The following is a 15,250-nucleotide window of genomic DNA, read 5'->3' as shown; positions in this document are numbered from 1 at the left end:
ATAGCTCGTTAAGCCTCAAATGGATTCTGTACCAAGATAGTATCTTCGCGTTCGGGGCTGGTGGAAAGCAGGGCGATCGGGCAACCCACCAATTCCTCAACCCGCCGCACATATTTGATCGCCTGTGCCGGCAGATCCGCCCAGGAACGCGCCTTGGCGGTCGGCTGCTTCCAGCCCTCGATGGTCTCGTAGATCGGCACCACACGGGCCTGCGCGCCCTCGCCGGCCGGCAGGTGGTCGATCTCCTTGCCGTCCAGCTTATACCCGATACAGACCTCGATGGTGTCGAAGCCGTCGAGAATGTCGAGCTTTGTGAGTGCCAGCCCGTTGATGCCGCAGGTCCGCACGGTCTGGCGTACCAGCACGGCATCGAACCAGCCGGTGCGCCGCTTGCGACCGGTATTGACGCCGAACTCGCGGCCTCTGCGGCCGATCTCTTCGCCGATCTCATTGGTGAGCTCGGTCGGAAACGGCCCCTGGCCGACCCGGGTCGTGTAGGCCTTGCAGATGCCGAGCACGTAGCCGACCCCGCCCGGGCCCATGCCGGTTCCGGTGGCGGCCTGCGCCGCCACCGTATTGGACGAGGTGACATAGGGGTAAGTGCCGTGGTCGACATCGAGCAGGGCGCCCTGTGCACCCTCGAACAGGATGCGCTTGCCGGCGCGCCGCTCGGTATCCAGAAGCCGCCAGACCGTCTCGGCATAGGGCAGGAGCTTGGGCGCCATCGCGCTCAGTTCGCGCAGGATGTTCTTGCCGTCGAACTCGGGCAAATTCAGTCCGCGCCGCAGCGCGTTGTGATGGGCGAGCAGACGGTCGATCTTGTGCGGCAGCGTGTCGAGGTCGGCGAGATCCATCAGCCGGATCGCGCGGCGGCCGACCTTGTCCTCATAGGCCGGGCCGATGCCGCGGCGCGTGGTGCCGATCGCGGTTCCCGCATTGGAGGATTCGCGTAGCGCATCGAGCTCGCGGTGGAGCGGCAGGATGAGGGTCACGTTCTCGGCGATGCGCAGATTATCCGGGCTCACCGCCACGCCCTGGCCTCTCAGCTTCTCGACCTCGTCGAGGAAAGCCTGCGGATCGAACACCACGCCATTGCCGATCACGGCCAGCTTCTGGGGCCGCAGCACGCCGGAGGGCAACAGCGCGAGCTTGTAGGTTTCGCCGTTGATGACCAGCGTGTGTCCGGCATTGTGGCCGCCCTGGAAGCGCACAACGATGTCGGCTTGTTCCGACAACCAATCGACGATCTTGCCCTTCCCTTCGTCGCCCCACTGGGCGCCGACGACGACAACATTGGTCATTCGCGGACTATTCCTTCTAAAACCATCGCTCACACACGCACGGTCGCTTTTCGGAAAAACCGGTCCCTACCCATCTTTCCAGATCATGCCCGTGATCATGCCCCCTGCCCAATCGGCGGCTTGCGGCGCCGCTTCGCTTAAGGGTGCAGACATCCGGATAAAGGAAGCAGGCAGGCGACGCAAGCAAGAACGGGCTCTGGCGGCCCTCGGCCTCGCTCCCAAGCCCTTGATATCCCCCTAAAAATTTGTGTCCGAAACATGGCAATAGCCGCGACGTCCCAGGGGCAATCGGACCTCGCCGGCGTGACGAGGCGGGCGCGTATGTGACAGTTCTGTTCAGCTCCCGCCGCATGAGGATCGCGCCCGGCGTCAGCGCGCGTGGGCGCTTCGCTCTACCTTCCGATTCGCTCCATTCGTCCTTGCGCGCGCGGTGCGGCCGGCCCATCGCGAGCCGTCGCAGCGCATACAAAGCATGCCGCGCAACTCGCTGCATGGTCGCGATGCGACGGGCGGCATTGTCGCCACTGGAGAATCCGTGTCTTTAAGACGAGCCGGGTCATGCTCCGGCCGGGCAGCCGATGCTTGGCCGGTGGCCGCGGCGTCATGACGTGTCTGGAAGTCAAGGCTCACCCGCTTCGATGTCTGTCTCCGAGCGAACCTCGCGCGCCGCCTCGCCGCATTCCTGGCTCGCCAACCAGCCTTACCTCTTGCTCAGCATCACCGCGCTATGCTGGGCCGGCAACGCCATTGTCGGCCGGCTCGCGGCCGGACACATTCCGCCGGTGACGTTGTCGTTCCTGCGCTGGTGGTTCGCCTTCCTGCTGATCCTTCCTTTTGCCCGGAAGCACCTGGTACGCGACTGGCCCGCGATCCGCGCCAAGCTTCCGGTGATGATCATTCTCTCCGTCACCGGCATCGGCGCCTTCAACACCATGCAATATTGGGCGCTGGAATACACCCAGGCGCTGAACACGCTGCTCTTGCAATCGGCCGGCCCGCTGATCGTCGCGGTGTGGTCGCTCGTCCTGCTCGGCGTGCGGTTGACGCTGGCGCAGGCCGCGGGCGTGCTGCTCTCGATGATCGGCGTGCTGGTGATCCTGCTGCGCGGCGATCTCACCGCGATTGCCAACATCCAATTGAACAAGGGCGATGTGATCTTCATCGTCGCGCTGGTCATCTTCGGGTTCTATTCGGTCCTGACCCTGAAGCGTCCCGCGATTCACGGCCTGTCGTTCGTGGCTTTCACCTTCGGCTGCGGCGCGGTCTGCCTCATCCCCTTGTTGATCTGGGAATTGGCCTCGCGCCCGCCGATGGCGCTCAACATGGCCAATTTGCTGTCAGTGCTCTATGTCGCCGTGTTTCCCTCGACGCTTGCCTATCTCTGCTTCAACCGCGGTATTGAGCTGATCGGCGCCAACCGCGCCGCGCCTTTCTTTCACGTCGTACCGGTGTTCGGCTCGGTGATGGCGATCGTTTTCCTCGGCGAACACCCGCAGCTCTTCCATGTCGTGGGCTTTGCGCTGGTCTTGGCCGGCGTGTTCGTGGCCTCGCGCAGGCAGCAAAAATAGCGCCACATTGCCCGCCGAAGCCAAATCACATTCACCGCTGGGCTGGCTCAACAACCAGCCCTATCTCCTGCTCAGCCTGACCTCGTTGTTCTGGGCCGGCAACATCGTGCTAGCGCGCTATGTCGCCGGCCACGTTCCGCCGCTGACGCTGTCCTGCATCCGCTGGATCGGCGTCTTCCTGATCCTGCTGCCGTTCGCCAGGCCGCATTTGCGGCGCGACTGGCCTGCCCTGCGCAAGAAGCTGCCCTTGATGCTGCTGTTGTCGGCGACCGGCTTTGCCTTCAACAACGCGGTGTCCTACTGGGCCATGCAGTATACGCAGGCGTTGAACGCCTTGTTGATCCAGTCCGCCGGGCCATTGTTCGTCGCGCTGTGGTCGCTGCTCCTGTTCGGCGTGCGCCTGACCAGGGCGCAGCTCGCCGGCATCATCATCTCGCTGCTTGGGGTGCTCACCATCATTTTGCGCGGCGATTTTTCGGCGCTCGCAAGCATTCGCCTCAACAAGGGCGATGTGATGTTCGCAAGCTCGCTGTTCGCCTTCGGCCTCTATTCGGCGCTGATGACGAAGCGACCGGTGACTCACCAATTGTCGCTGATCGCTTTCACCACGGGCTGCGGCGCCGCCATGTTGCTGCCGTTCGCGGTCTGGGAATCCTGGACCGGATCAGCCCTCACGCTCGATGCGCTGACACTCGCCACGCTCGGCTATGTCGTGATCTTTCCCTCGACGCTCGCTTATCTCTTCTTCAATCGCGGCATCGCGCTGATCGGGCCGAACCGGGCCGCGCCGTTCTTTCACCTGATGCCGGTGTTCGGCTCGGCGATGGCGATCCTGCTGCTCGGCGAAAGCTTGCGCCTGTTTCACCTCGTCGGCTACGCGCTGGTGCTCGCCGGCGTGATCATCGCATCCCGGCAGGGGTAGGCAGGCCACAAGTCAGCATGAGATCAGTTAAGCCGTGGCCGCGGGCGGTCAACCTCTCCCATCGGGAGAGGTCGATTTGCGTCAGCAAATCGGGTGAGGGGTTACGGTCCCCGTGAAAGCAAGGCCCCTCACCCGGATCGCATCTGGCGACGCGATCCGACCTCTCCCCATTGGGGAGAGGTGAGCCGAAAGCTGGTTCTTGGACTATCTAGGCCGCGCGGATCTTGGCGAGGAAGCCATCGACCGCGCTGCGCAGCATGCCCGACTGGTTGTCGAGCTCGCGGGCGTTGGCCAGCACGTCGGAGGCCGCCGTGCCGGTCGCAGCCGCCGCCGAGGTGACGCCGCCGATATGAGAGCTGATCTCGCTCGATCCCTCCGCGACCGACTGGATGTTGCGCGCGATCTCCCGCGTCGCGGCGCCCTGCTCCTCGATTGCCGCGGAAATGCTGACCGTGATCTCGTTCATCTGGGCGATGGTCTGGGTGATGCCGGTGATCGCGTCGACGGCATCGCTGGTCGACTGCTGCATGGCGGCGACCTGCGCCGAAATCTCTTCGGTCGCTTTCGCGGTCTGGTTGGCCAGCGCCTTGACCTCCGAGGCAACCACCGCAAAGCCGCGGCCGGATTCGCCGGCACGCGCCGCCTCGATGGTGGCGTTGAGCGCCAGCAGGTTGGTCTGCGCGGCGATCGAGTGGATCAGCTTGACCACCTCGCCGATCTTTTCCGCGCCGGTCGAGAGCACCTGCACGGTGGCATTGGTGCGCTCGGCATCGCCCACCGCCCTGCTGGCGATCTCGCTGGAGCGGGTGACCTGGCGGGAAATCTCGGCCACCGAGCTCGACAGCTCCTCCGCCGCCGCGGCCACGGTGCTGACATTGTTGGAGGCATTTTGCGAGGCCGCGCTCACCGTCGCGGCCCGCGCGCTGGCATCGCTTGCGGTCGAGGTCATCGACTGCGCGGTGCTCTGCATCCCCGTTGCGGCGCTCGAGACCGAACGGACGATGCCGTTGACGCTGCGCTCGAAATCATTGGCGAGCTCTTCCATCGCCGCGCGCCGCTCGGCCGCCGCGCGCGAGCGCGTGTCGGCTTCCGCCTCTTCCAGCTCGTGCACGCGCACGGCATTGTCCTTGAAGATCTGCACGGTCGCGGCCATGGCGCCGACCTCGTCGCCGCGGCCGACGCCCGGAATCTCGCCATCGAGCTTGCCGTCGGCGAGCGCGCGCATCCGCGCGCCCAACAGATTGAGCGGACGACTGATGCTGCGCCCGATCAGCCAGGCGATACTACCGCTAACCAGGGCAATGCCGAGAATGGACAGGCCGAGCAGCCAGGCGACCGGCGCCAGCTTGGCATCGAGATCGTCGAGATAGGCCCCGGTGCCGACATACATATTCCAGCCGGGGATGGCGACCGCATAGCCCATCTTGCGGATCGGCTTCTGCTCACCCGGCTTCACATAGTCGTAAAAGAGCGTGTGCTCGCCCTTGGCCATGACGCCGTCGCGCCATTCCTTGCCGATGTTCCTGCCATTGACGACGACGTCGCCACGGTTCTGACCGATCTCCTTCGGATTCGGCGAGAGCACCGTGATGCCATCGAAGGTCGTGCCGAACAGATAACCGCTACCATTGTTGTAGGTCAGCGTGTTCGCGCGACGGCCAAATTCCGCGATCGCCTGCTCCCTGGTGAGCTTGCCGGCCTCGACGTCCTTCTGCAGGCCGAGCGCCATGTTGCGCGCCATATCGACGATCGAGTGCATCTGCTCGACGCGCGCATTCAGCATTTCCTGCTGCACCAGATAGAGCGCCAGTGCGCCGGCGATGCAGAGGCCAAACAAGGTGATCCCCACCAGAATACCTAGCTTGGGTGCGATCTTCAGATTGTTCAGCTTCACGGATATGCCCCCAGCAATTTTCGGCACGCGGAAAAATTGAGTAGAAATTGAAGGATTTCGCTCACGATAGAGTGAAATCCCTTAGCGCTGAGTTACGCGCCGCTCCGTAGAAGTGCGGGTAAGCGTGAGATGACAAAGCCAGTTGCGAGTGCCGGGCGCACGCATCCCCTCGGGATCGCGACTGCTCATTGCGATCCGTTGCGATCTCTCGCCGAGGCACCGCGGCTTACCGCAATTTGCGGGACGCCATGCATCCGCAGAGCCTAGTCGAACCGCGTCCGGCCATGCTTTGATGGCGCGATAAGAAAGAGGGCCGCCGGGAGCGGACATTCGGGAGCAAGCGATGGCAAAGTTCAAGGTGGTGACGCCGAAGGGCGCGAGTTTCACGGTGGCCGGCGGCGGCTACGGTTACGAGATGGAAGCGCTCGAGCCGATCGGCGCGGAGATCGTCGAGGCACCGGCCAATGAGACCGAATTCATCGCCGCAGCGAAGAGCGCCGACGCCATCTACGCCAAGGGCATGCCGATCACCAAAGCCATCATCGATGCGCTTCAGAACTGCAAAGTGATCACGCTCGGCAGCGTCGGCGTCGACAGCGTCGATGTGAAAGCCGCGACCGCGCGCGGCATTCCCGTCACCAACATTCCCGATACGTTCATCGAGGAGGTTGCCGATCACGCCATGATGCTGCTGCTCGCCGGCTTCCGCCGCCTCGTCGAGCAGGACAAGATGGTACGCGAAGGCTGCTGGAGCGAGGGCCGGCCGGCGCTGCTCAAGATCCCGCGACTGATGGGACAGACGCTCGGCTTCATCTCTTTCGGGCGGGTGGCGCGCGCGGTGGCAAAACGTGCCGCGCCGTTCGGATTGCGCATGATGGCTTTCGATCCCTTCATCCAGGAAACGTTGATGTACGATCACGGCGTGATGCCGGCGACGCTGTCGGAAGTGCTGTCGCAATCCGATTTCGTCTCGATGCACGCCCCGGCCCGTCCCGAGGTGCATCACATGCTGAACGAACAGCACTTCAGGCAGATGAAGAAAAACGCGATCTTCATCAATACCGGCCGCGGCGCCACCGTGAACGAGGAGGCGCTGATCAAGGCACTGCAGGAGGGCTGGATCGCGCATGCCGCGCTCGACGTGCTGGAGAAGGAGCCGCCCTCGCACAACAATCCGCTGCTGCGGATGGAGAACGTCACGCTGACCGCGCACGTCGCTTCCGCCTCCGCGCGCTTCGATGAAGCGCGCAAGCGCCGCGTCGGCTACGAATTGTCGCTGGTGTTGCAGGGCATGTGGCCGGTGAGCTGCGTCAATCCCGCGGTGCTGCAGAACACGAAACTCCGGCGCTGGCAGCCCGTCAGCATGGACCGCGGACCGAACAGTTAGTGTTGTGACCCTGACAATCCTCCGTCATTCCGGGGCAGCCCGCAGGGCTGAACCCGGAATCCAGAGGTTGTGGCGCGAGATTTCCGGGTTCTCGCTTCGCGAGCCCCGGAATGACACCGAGTGAACCAGATGTCAGAGACACAACACTCGTTCAGATCGCTTCGGTTCCTGAGACCAGCCCGATCATCCCCAAAGACGATCGCGCAACACGGCCCGGCGGCTGCACGGGCCGTGCATGCCTTAGGACTCAGTGGCCTGCAGAGGTGCCACCCTCGATGCGGCGCCTCAACGTCGCCAACAGAAAAATTTGACGGAACGATTCTTCTATCCCTGACTTGTTCGGCCGATGAGTGACCTTTTCGACACGGATCAGGACGAAAGCGGACCGGGCCGCGCGCGTCGGGTCCTTCCATGGGTCTTGGTCGTCATCTTGCTGGTCATTGGCGGCGCATTGTTTTGGGCGAACAACCGCGCCGAGAAAAATTCTCCGGCGGTGGCTGCAAATCAATCCACCGAGCAGCCGCGAGCGAATGATGAGACAAAACAGACGTTGGCTGCGCTCCAACAAACCGTGAACGATCTTCAGTCTGCCCGTCAACGCGACGAGGGGCAGATCGCCGACCTGCAACGACAGCTATCGGCCGAACAAGGCGAACGAAAGCTGCTATCGGATCAGGTTGGCGCGCTCGCCGGTCGTGTGGACGGTCTGGAGAAAGCACGTGCCGAGTTTACAGGACCTGCAAACAGACGCCGCGGACGCTGAGCCTCTGATATGAGGCGCCGCATCGATTGAGCGGCGCGAGCCGTGGAGCGGGGTTACTCTCGGGTCAAGCCGCCCACCTCTCGAAACAGCGGCTCGACGCGCGACGGTTCCGGACGACACGCGTCGAGCCTGACCACGCCCGCTCGCGCTTCATGCGCTCACGACTGTAGCCAACTGTGTTGATCGGTCCCCTCCGGGCACGGGAGTCGCGTGAGCAGAACCGCTTGGCACGCTCCAGAACGGTCACCCTCCAGCGGCCTGGCGGCCGAAAAGCCACGAAAACGACCTCAGCATTCTGTGTGGGGGCGGATGCTGAGGCCGTTCGGGGGTGATCCGCCACACGGACGAAGCGGACCGAGGATCATCATCTTACCTTTGCCGGGTTCCGGCATTCGCATAGGTGAATCCGATTGGCCTAATTCACGGCGGAAGCGGCCTGCCGCCACGCCTAACGGCTTCGCTCGATACGGCCCGCCACAAGTATGGCATGGAGAACGCGGCAGCAGAGCCTGCGATCATTGCGCCGGGGCCGGCTCGCGCGGACGCCAAGCCTCGCCCGTGCGCTCGGCGACGGTCTCCTTCGGCGGGATGCCCCGCAGCGGCGGGAAATCCTCGACCGTCAGCGTCTCCTTCGCGATCAGGAGCTGGACGCCGGCTTCGAGATCGTTGCGATGCGACTCCAGGATCGAGCGGGCGCGTCTGTCCGCGTCCTCGATCAAGCCGCGCACCGCGAGATCGATTTCGCGCCCCGTCGCTTCGGCGGCGCTGACGAGCTGATCCTGCGCGGCCTGGATAAACGTCTGCGGTCGCGGTGCGTAGGTGCGTTGGCCGATGGTGGTGTCCATGCCATATTTGGTGACCATCTCCAGCGCGATTTCGGTCGCGCGCTGCAAATCATCGGCGGCTCCAGTCGAGACGTCGCCGTCATAGATGAGCTGCTCCGATGCGCGCCCTCCCATCAGCACCGCGATGCGGTTCTTCAATTCGCTCGCCGACAACAGGAAGCGGTCTTCGGTCGGCCGCTGCATGGTGTAGCCAAGGGCGCCGACGCCGCGCGGAATGATCGAGACTTTCTGCACCGGATCGACGCCGGGGAGGTTCGCGGCCACCAGCGCATGCCCCATCTCGTGATAGGCGACGCGGCGGCGCTCCTCCTTGCCGAGCACCCGGCTCTTCTTCTCGACGCCGGCGACGATGCGCTCGATGGCCAGGGTAAAATCGTCGAACGAGACCTGGTCGGCGCGGCGTCGGGTCGCCGCGATCGCCGCCTCGTTGATCAGGTTGGCGAGGTCCGCGCCGGTGAAGCCCGCGGTGAGGCTCGCGATCTTGTCGAGATCGACATCGCTGTCGACTTTGATCTTGCGGATATGCACTCTCAGAATGGCGATGCGACCGCTCTTGTCGGGACGGTCGACCAGCACCTGTCGGTCGAAGCGGCCGGCGCGCAGCAAGGCGGGATCGAGGATTTCCGGCCGGTTGGTGGCGGCGAGCAGGATCACGCCGGTCGAGGGATCGAAGCCGTCGAGTTCGGCGAGTAGCTGGTTCAGCGTCTGCTCCTTCTCGTCATAGCCGCCGAGCGCGCCCGACGAACGGCTGCGCCCGAGGGCGTCGAGCTCGTCGATGAAGATGATGCAGGGCGCGGCCTGGCGCGCCTGCTGGAAGAGATCGCGCACGCGCGCCGCGCCAACGCCGACGAACATCTCCACGAATTCGGAGCCAGAGATCGAGAAGAACGGCACGCCGGCCTCGCCGGCCACCGCTTTCGCGAGCAGCGTCTTGCCCGTACCGGGCGGGCCAACCAGCAGGATGCCCTTGGGCACATGCGCGCCGAGCCGGCCGTAGCTCTTCGGATCCTTCAGGAACGATACCACTTCCTGCAATTCGAACTTGGCCTCTTCAACCCCGGCGACATCGGCGAAAGTGGTCTTGGTGTCCTTCTCGACATAGACCTTGGCGCGCGACTTGCCGATCGACATCAGTCCGCCAAAGCCCTGTCGCTCGGCGACGCGCCGGAACAGGAAGATCCAGATCAGATAGAACATCAGCGCGGGCACCACCCAGGACAGGATGGTCTGCAGCAGACCGCCCGAGGGCACGCCGTTGACGACGACGCCCTTGGCCGCGAGTTTTTCGGCCAGCGCCGGATTGACGCGCGCGGTGACGAAGGCCGACTTGCCGCTCGGGAGCTTCTCGTTCTCCTTCAACTTGCCGGTGATGGTATCCTGGCCGACGCCAACTTCGGCGACCTTGCCTGCGGCCACGAGCTGCTCGAACTGGCTATAGGGAATGGTCTCGACGGTGTTGTATGTCGTGAACAACCATTGCAGCACCAGCATGCCGATGCCGGCTGCGAAGATGTACCCCATCGCGATGGCCTGCTTGCGCTGGGAGGGGTCCGATTTCATCTGGTGCTCCGCCTGCTAAAGCCCGCACACCGGGCCATAAGTATAAACCTTGCTAGCAGGCTGCGGTTCCCGGCATTTGCTCTGGATCAACGGGCAGCCAGGCATAAAAAAGACCGCCCAGCACGTCGCCTGGGCGGTCATCAAACGCAAATGAGTGAGGCTCGATCGCAAGCCGGTGCGCAAGAGCGCGGTCATGTCCGCGCTTGTCCCGGCCATCGACGTATCCCCGGTCATTCCGGGATGCGCGCAGCGCAGACCCGGAATCTCGAGATTCCGGGTTCGATGCTTCGCATCGCCCCGGAATGACGAGGGAGATTGCTATGGCCGGCGAGTATCCGGACTAGAACGCCAGCGCCTTGGCCTGCTTGACCTGCGGCAGGGCCTGCACCTTGCCGAGCAACTCCGCCGGCACTGCGCCGTCGACCTCGACCAGGGCGATGGCATCGCCGCCGGGCGCTGTGCGGCCGAGATGGAAGGTCGCGATGTTGATCTTGGCGTCGCCGAGCAGGCTTGCGAACTTGCCGATGAAGCCCGGCTTGTCCTCGTTGGTGACATAGATCATCGACTTGCCGAATTCGGCATCGATCCGGATGCCCTTGACATCGACCAGGCGCGGCTTGCCGTCGTGATACACCGTGCCCGACACCGAGCGCTGCTGCCGCTCGGTGGCGACAGTGACCGTGATCAGGCTCTCATAGTCGCTTTGCGCGGCGCGCACGACCTCGTCCACGATCATGCCGCGCTCCTTGGCAACGACAGGCGCGGAGACGACGTTGACCTCGCCCAGCATCGGCCGCAGCAGCCCGGCGAGCACCGCCGAGGTCAGAGCCTTGATCTTCATCTCGGCGACATGCCCCTCATAGGTAATCTCGACCTTACGGATACCGGTCTCGGTGAGCTGGCCCGCGAAAGAGCCGAGCTTTTCGGCAAGCTCGATGAACGGCTTCAGCTTCGGCGCCTCTTCGGCCGTGATCGACGGGAAGTTGATGGCGTTGGAGATCGCGCCACTGAGCAGGTAATCCGACATCTGTTCGGCGATCTGCAGCGCGACATTCTCCTGCGCCTCGGTGGTGGAGGCGCCGAGATGCGGCGTGCAGATCACGTTGGGATGACCGAACAGCACGTTCTTGGCCGCCGGCTCCTCGCTGAACACGTCCAGGGCCGCGCCCGCGACATGCTTGGAGTTGAGCGCATCGGCCAGGGCCTGCTCGTCGACCAGGCCGCCGCGTGCGCAGTTGATGATGCGCACGCCCTTCTTCATCTTGGCGATCGCGGCCGCGTCGATGATGTTCCGGGTCTTATCGGTGAGCGGAGTGTGCAGGGTGATGAAATCGGCGCGCCTGAACAATTCGTCGAGATCGACCTTGTCGACGCCGAGATCGACCGCGCGCTCGGGCGACAGGAACGGATCGTAGGCGATCACCTTCATGCGCAGACCCATGGCGCGGTCGGCGACGATCGAGCCGATATTGCCGCAGCCGATGATGCCCAGCACCTTGCCGGTGATCTCGACACCCATAAAGCGGTTCTTCTCCCATTTGCCGGCCTGGGTGGAGGCGTCGGCCTGCGGGATTTCGCGCGCCAAGGCCAGCATCAGCGTGATGGCGTGCTCGGCGGTCGTGATCGAATTGCCGAACGGCGTGTTCATCACGATGATGCCTTTTGCCGTGGCGGCGGGGATCTCGACATTGTCGACGCCGATGCCGGCGCGGCCGATCACCTTGAGCTTCTTGGCGCGGTCGATGATCTTGGCGGTGGCCTTGGTGGCGGAGCGGATGGCGAGGCCGTCATAGTCGCCGATGATTTCGGCGAGCTTGTCCTTGTCCTTGCCGAGGTTGGGCTGGAAATCGACCTCGACGCCGCGGTCTTTGAAGATCTGCACGGCGGCGGGCGAGAGAGCGTCAGAAATGAGAACTTTGGGTTTGGACATGGGTGTGATCCTAAGAATGGATTGAATCCGTCGTCCCGGCCGAAGCGCCACTTGCGCAAAGCGCCGGGACCCATACTCCCGATGGTCGTTTATGGGTCCCGGGTCGGCTTCCGCCTTCTCTTTGAGCCACGGCGGACAAGTCGCCGGCCCGGGATGACGATGGAGTGAGTCAGGCCGCCTTGGCGAGCAGCGCCTTGGCCTCGACGAAGGCCCAGTCGATCCACTGCGTCAGCAGCGTGACGTCGGCAGCTTCCACCGTGGCGCCGCACCAGATGCGCAGGCCTGCCGGCGCATCGCGGTAATGCGCGAAGTCGTAACCGGCAGCTTCCTTCTCGACCATGGCGACGAGCTTCTTGACGAAATCTGCTTGCGCGTCCGCCGTCAGCGAGGTGATCGCGGGATCGGTGAACTTCAGGCACACCGAGGTGTTGGAGCGGATCGTCGCGTCCTTGGCCAGGAAATCGATCCACGGCGTCCGCGCGACCCAGTCGGCGAGCACCTTGGTGTTGGCATCGGCACGCGCGGTCAGCGCCTTCAGCCCGCCGATCGATTTGCCCCAGTTCAGCGCGTCCAGATAATCCTCGACGCAGAGCATCGACGGCGTGTTGATGGTCTCGCCGACGAAGATGCCTTCGTTGAGCTTGCCGTTCTTGGTCATGCGGAAGATCTTCGGCAGCGGCCAGGCGGGCTTGTAGGTCTCGAGCCGCTCGACCGCGCGGGGGCTCAGCACCAGCATGCCGTGCGCGGCCTCGCCGCCCAGCGCCTTCTGCCAGGAGAAGGTGACGACGTCGAGCTTGGCCCAATCCAGCGGCTGCGCGAAGGCGGCCGAGGTGGCGTCGCAAATCGTCAGGCCCTTGCGATCCGCCTTGATCCAATCGGCGTTCGGCACGCGAACGCCGGAGGTGGTGCCGTTCCAGGTGAAGACGATGTCGGTGTCGGAATCGATCTTGGACAGGTCGGGGATGTCGCCGTAAGGCGCCGTCACATTGGTGACGTCCTTGAGCTTCAACTGCTTGACGACGTCGGTGACCCAGCCCTCGCCGAAGGACTCCCAGGCGAGCATGGTGACGGGACGCGCGCCGAGCAGCGACCATAGCGCCATTTCGACGGCGCCGGTATCGGAGGCCGGCACGATGCCGATGCGGTAGTCGGCCGGCACTTCCAGCACTTCGCGCGTCAGATCGATCGCAAGCTTGAGCTTGGTCTTGCCGACCTTCGCGCGATGCGAACGGCCGAGGGCTGCGTCCTTGAGATTTTGGGGGTTCCAGCCGGGGCGCTTCGCACAGGGGCCGGACGAAAAATGCGGCACGATCGGCCGCTGAGCGGGCTTCGCTACAGTCATAATCTACCCTTCCAGATAGTAAGCCTCCCGTTGGGGGGAGGTGTCCCGCCGCGGTGCATAAGGGAATCGGGTGCAAACGTCAAGGAAGTTCGCACCCCTCACGTTCGATTGATGCCAGAGGCGCCGAGCGCTCACGCAAGCGGTCGTGCACGACAAAGCCCCCGCGGAGACGCCGCGCTATTCCGGCGCAGCCCCCACCGGCGCGCCGCCGCCGGGCCGGTGCAGGAATGTCATGGACGCGTAGGCACCGATCCAGGAGCCGATGGCGGCGAACAGCACGTAGATCCAGTTCTCGGTGTAGCTGATGACGGCGAAGGACGAGAGCAGATACCAGATGCTGCTCCAGGTCGCCGCGTGAACGCGTTTTCGTGCCACCACTGACGACGTAAACATCACGTAAACCGCATCGGTCGCCGCGGTGGCGATCACGACGGCCAGCGCCGTCAAAGGATGGATGGAAGACATTGCACGGCCTCCCTGCTCTCACCATGGCTGTTGAGCCGTCATCCTGAGGCGCCGTCGCAAAGCGACGGCCTCGAAGGATGAACGGCCCCCGCTGCGAGAGCCGGGCCGTCGCTCTTCGAGGCCTCCGCCGCGCGGAGGCGCCTCAGGGTGACGGTGATGGTTGGGTGCTTGTTTCGACTCTCACGGCGTCCTCTAAAACCTGATCGTCATTCCAACGTGGCTCTTCGAAAATCCAAGCCGCTCATAGAAGCGTTGCGCGTCCCCCCGTGTATGATGCGTGAGCAGCTCGACCAGCCTGCAGCCTTGCGCGCGCGCCTCTTCGATCGCCCAGCGCACGAGTTGCTCGCCGATGCCGCGGCTGCGGCGATCGGATGCGACGCGGACGTCTTCGATCAGGCCGCGCGAGGCGCCTTGCGAGCTCAAGCCGGGCAGGATGCAAAGCTGCAGGCAGCCCACCACATGTCCCTCCTCTTGCGCAACCATCAGGTGGATGTTCGGATCGGTATCGAGCCTGGCGAAAGCTTGAAAATAGCAGTCCGGCAGCGGCGCCTCGATCCGCTCGCGCCCGCGGCCGAGCGGATCATCCGCGAGCATCGCGACGATCTTGTCGACGTCCTCGCGGCGGGCACGGCGCAGAATGATGGAGCTGGCAGTCATCGTTGTCCTTTCGAGTCTCAAGGCGCGGGCGGCAGCCGCAGACGTTGCTCGCATGCGGCAATCCAGCGCCGGATCGCGGGATACGCGTCGAGCTCGAAGCCGCCCTCATGCGCGAGCCTGGTATAGGCGAGCAGCGCGACATCGGCGAGCGAGAAACCGCCATCGACGAGGAAGGGCGTCACCGCGAGTTCCTGCTCCATCCGCGCCAGCGCCGCATAGCCGCGCCTGACCTTGTCGGGATCGAGATCGGAGGCGGGCTTGCCGAGATAGCGCATCTGGAAGCGGCACACCGCCAGATAGGGCTCATGGCTGTATTGCTCCCAGAACAGCCACTCGTCCATTTTGGCGGCGGCAAAGTCGTCGGCGGGAATGAGATCGCTGCCGCGCGCGAGATAGCGGATGATCGCGTTCGATTGCGCGAGGGTCCGGCCGTCATCGAACTGAACCGTCGGCACCTGGCCGGCGCTGTTGAGCGCGAGGAATTCGACCGTGCGCGTCTCGCGATTGAGCGTATCGACCTCGATCCAGGTGTAGGGCAGCGCAAGATCATCGCAGACCCATTTCACCTTGAGGCAATTGCCGGAATTGCCGTCGCCGTAGATTTTCATATTCCTGC

The 15,250-nt window shown here is 64.1% G+C and carries 12 protein-coding genes; 4 read left to right on the top strand and 8 right to left on the bottom strand.

What is annotated here, in order from left to right; translation table 11 throughout:
* Positions 1–8: 8 nt before the first annotated feature.
* Complete coding sequence (locus P6U23_RS05060; RefSeq protein WP_407178483.1) at positions 9–1,301, bottom strand: adenylosuccinate synthase; 1,293 nt, start codon at positions 1,299–1,301, stop codon at positions 9–11.
* Between the two features lie 638 nt (positions 1,302–1,939).
* Here P6U23_RS05060 and P6U23_RS05055 point away from each other — a divergent pair.
* The gene (locus P6U23_RS05055; RefSeq protein ID WP_407178482.1) at positions 1,940–2,869 is read left to right on the top strand and encodes a DMT family transporter; all 930 of its coding nucleotides are present in this window, start codon (positions 1,940–1,942) and stop codon (positions 2,867–2,869) included.
* A gap of 7 nt (positions 2,870–2,876) precedes the next feature.
* Positions 2,877–3,791, top strand: coding sequence for a DMT family transporter (locus tag P6U23_RS05050; protein ID WP_407178481.1), 915 nt, complete (start codon positions 2,877–2,879; stop codon positions 3,789–3,791).
* 208 nt (positions 3,792–3,999) lie between these two features.
* On the opposite strand, the gene P6U23_RS05045 is transcribed toward P6U23_RS05050, so the two are convergent.
* Positions 4,000–5,685 (bottom strand): methyl-accepting chemotaxis protein, encoded by a 1,686-nt coding sequence (locus P6U23_RS05045; protein ID WP_407178480.1) that lies wholly within the window; start codon positions 5,683–5,685, stop codon positions 4,000–4,002.
* Between the two features lie 343 nt (positions 5,686–6,028).
* On the opposite strand from P6U23_RS05045, the gene P6U23_RS05040 reads away from it, so the two are divergent.
* Entirely contained in the window at positions 6,029–7,072 is a 1,044-nt protein-coding gene (locus P6U23_RS05040; protein WP_407178479.1) for a C-terminal binding protein, read from the top strand.
* 346 nt (positions 7,073–7,418) lie between these two features.
* The gene (locus tag P6U23_RS05035; protein ID WP_407178478.1) at positions 7,419–7,835 is read left to right on the top strand and encodes a hypothetical protein; all 417 of its coding nucleotides are present in this window, start codon (positions 7,419–7,421) and stop codon (positions 7,833–7,835) included.
* Between the two features lie 515 nt (positions 7,836–8,350).
* Here P6U23_RS05035 and ftsH read toward each other — a convergent pair.
* From ftsH to P6U23_RS05005, 6 genes are all read right to left on the bottom strand, one after another.
* Complete coding sequence (gene ftsH / locus P6U23_RS05030) at positions 8,351–10,240, bottom strand: ATP-dependent zinc metalloprotease FtsH (protein WP_407178477.1); 1,890 nt, start codon at positions 10,238–10,240, stop codon at positions 8,351–8,353.
* A gap of 340 nt (positions 10,241–10,580) precedes the next feature.
* The gene (gene serA / locus P6U23_RS05025) at positions 10,581–12,170 is read right to left on the bottom strand and encodes a phosphoglycerate dehydrogenase (protein ID WP_407178476.1); all 1,590 of its coding nucleotides are present in this window, start codon (positions 12,168–12,170) and stop codon (positions 10,581–10,583) included.
* A 169-nt stretch (positions 12,171–12,339) separates the two neighbouring features.
* Positions 12,340–13,512 (bottom strand): phosphoserine transaminase, encoded by a 1,173-nt coding sequence (locus tag P6U23_RS05020; protein ID WP_407178475.1) that lies wholly within the window; start codon positions 13,510–13,512, stop codon positions 12,340–12,342.
* Between the two features lie 177 nt (positions 13,513–13,689).
* Positions 13,690–13,977, bottom strand: a complete 288-nt coding sequence (locus P6U23_RS05015) for a hypothetical protein (protein WP_024506222.1) — start codon at positions 13,975–13,977, stop codon at positions 13,690–13,692.
* Between the two features lie 192 nt (positions 13,978–14,169).
* Positions 14,170–14,634 carry a GNAT family N-acetyltransferase gene (locus tag P6U23_RS05010; RefSeq protein ID WP_407178474.1) on the bottom strand — a complete coding sequence of 155 codons (465 nt, stop codon included), beginning with the start codon at positions 14,632–14,634 and terminating at the stop codon, positions 14,170–14,172.
* Between the two features lie 17 nt (positions 14,635–14,651).
* Entirely contained in the window at positions 14,652–15,242 is a 591-nt protein-coding gene (locus tag P6U23_RS05005) for a glutathione S-transferase family protein (RefSeq protein ID WP_407178472.1), read from the bottom strand.
* Positions 15,243–15,250: the final 8 nt, after the last annotated feature.

Origin of the sequence: Bradyrhizobium sp. STM 3562 (assembly GCF_045571435.1) — a bacterium.
GTDB lineage: Bacteria > Pseudomonadota > Alphaproteobacteria > Rhizobiales > Xanthobacteraceae > Bradyrhizobium.
The sequence above is the reverse complement of the archived record's forward strand: the minus strand, read 5'-3'. Positions and strand labels throughout refer to the sequence as shown.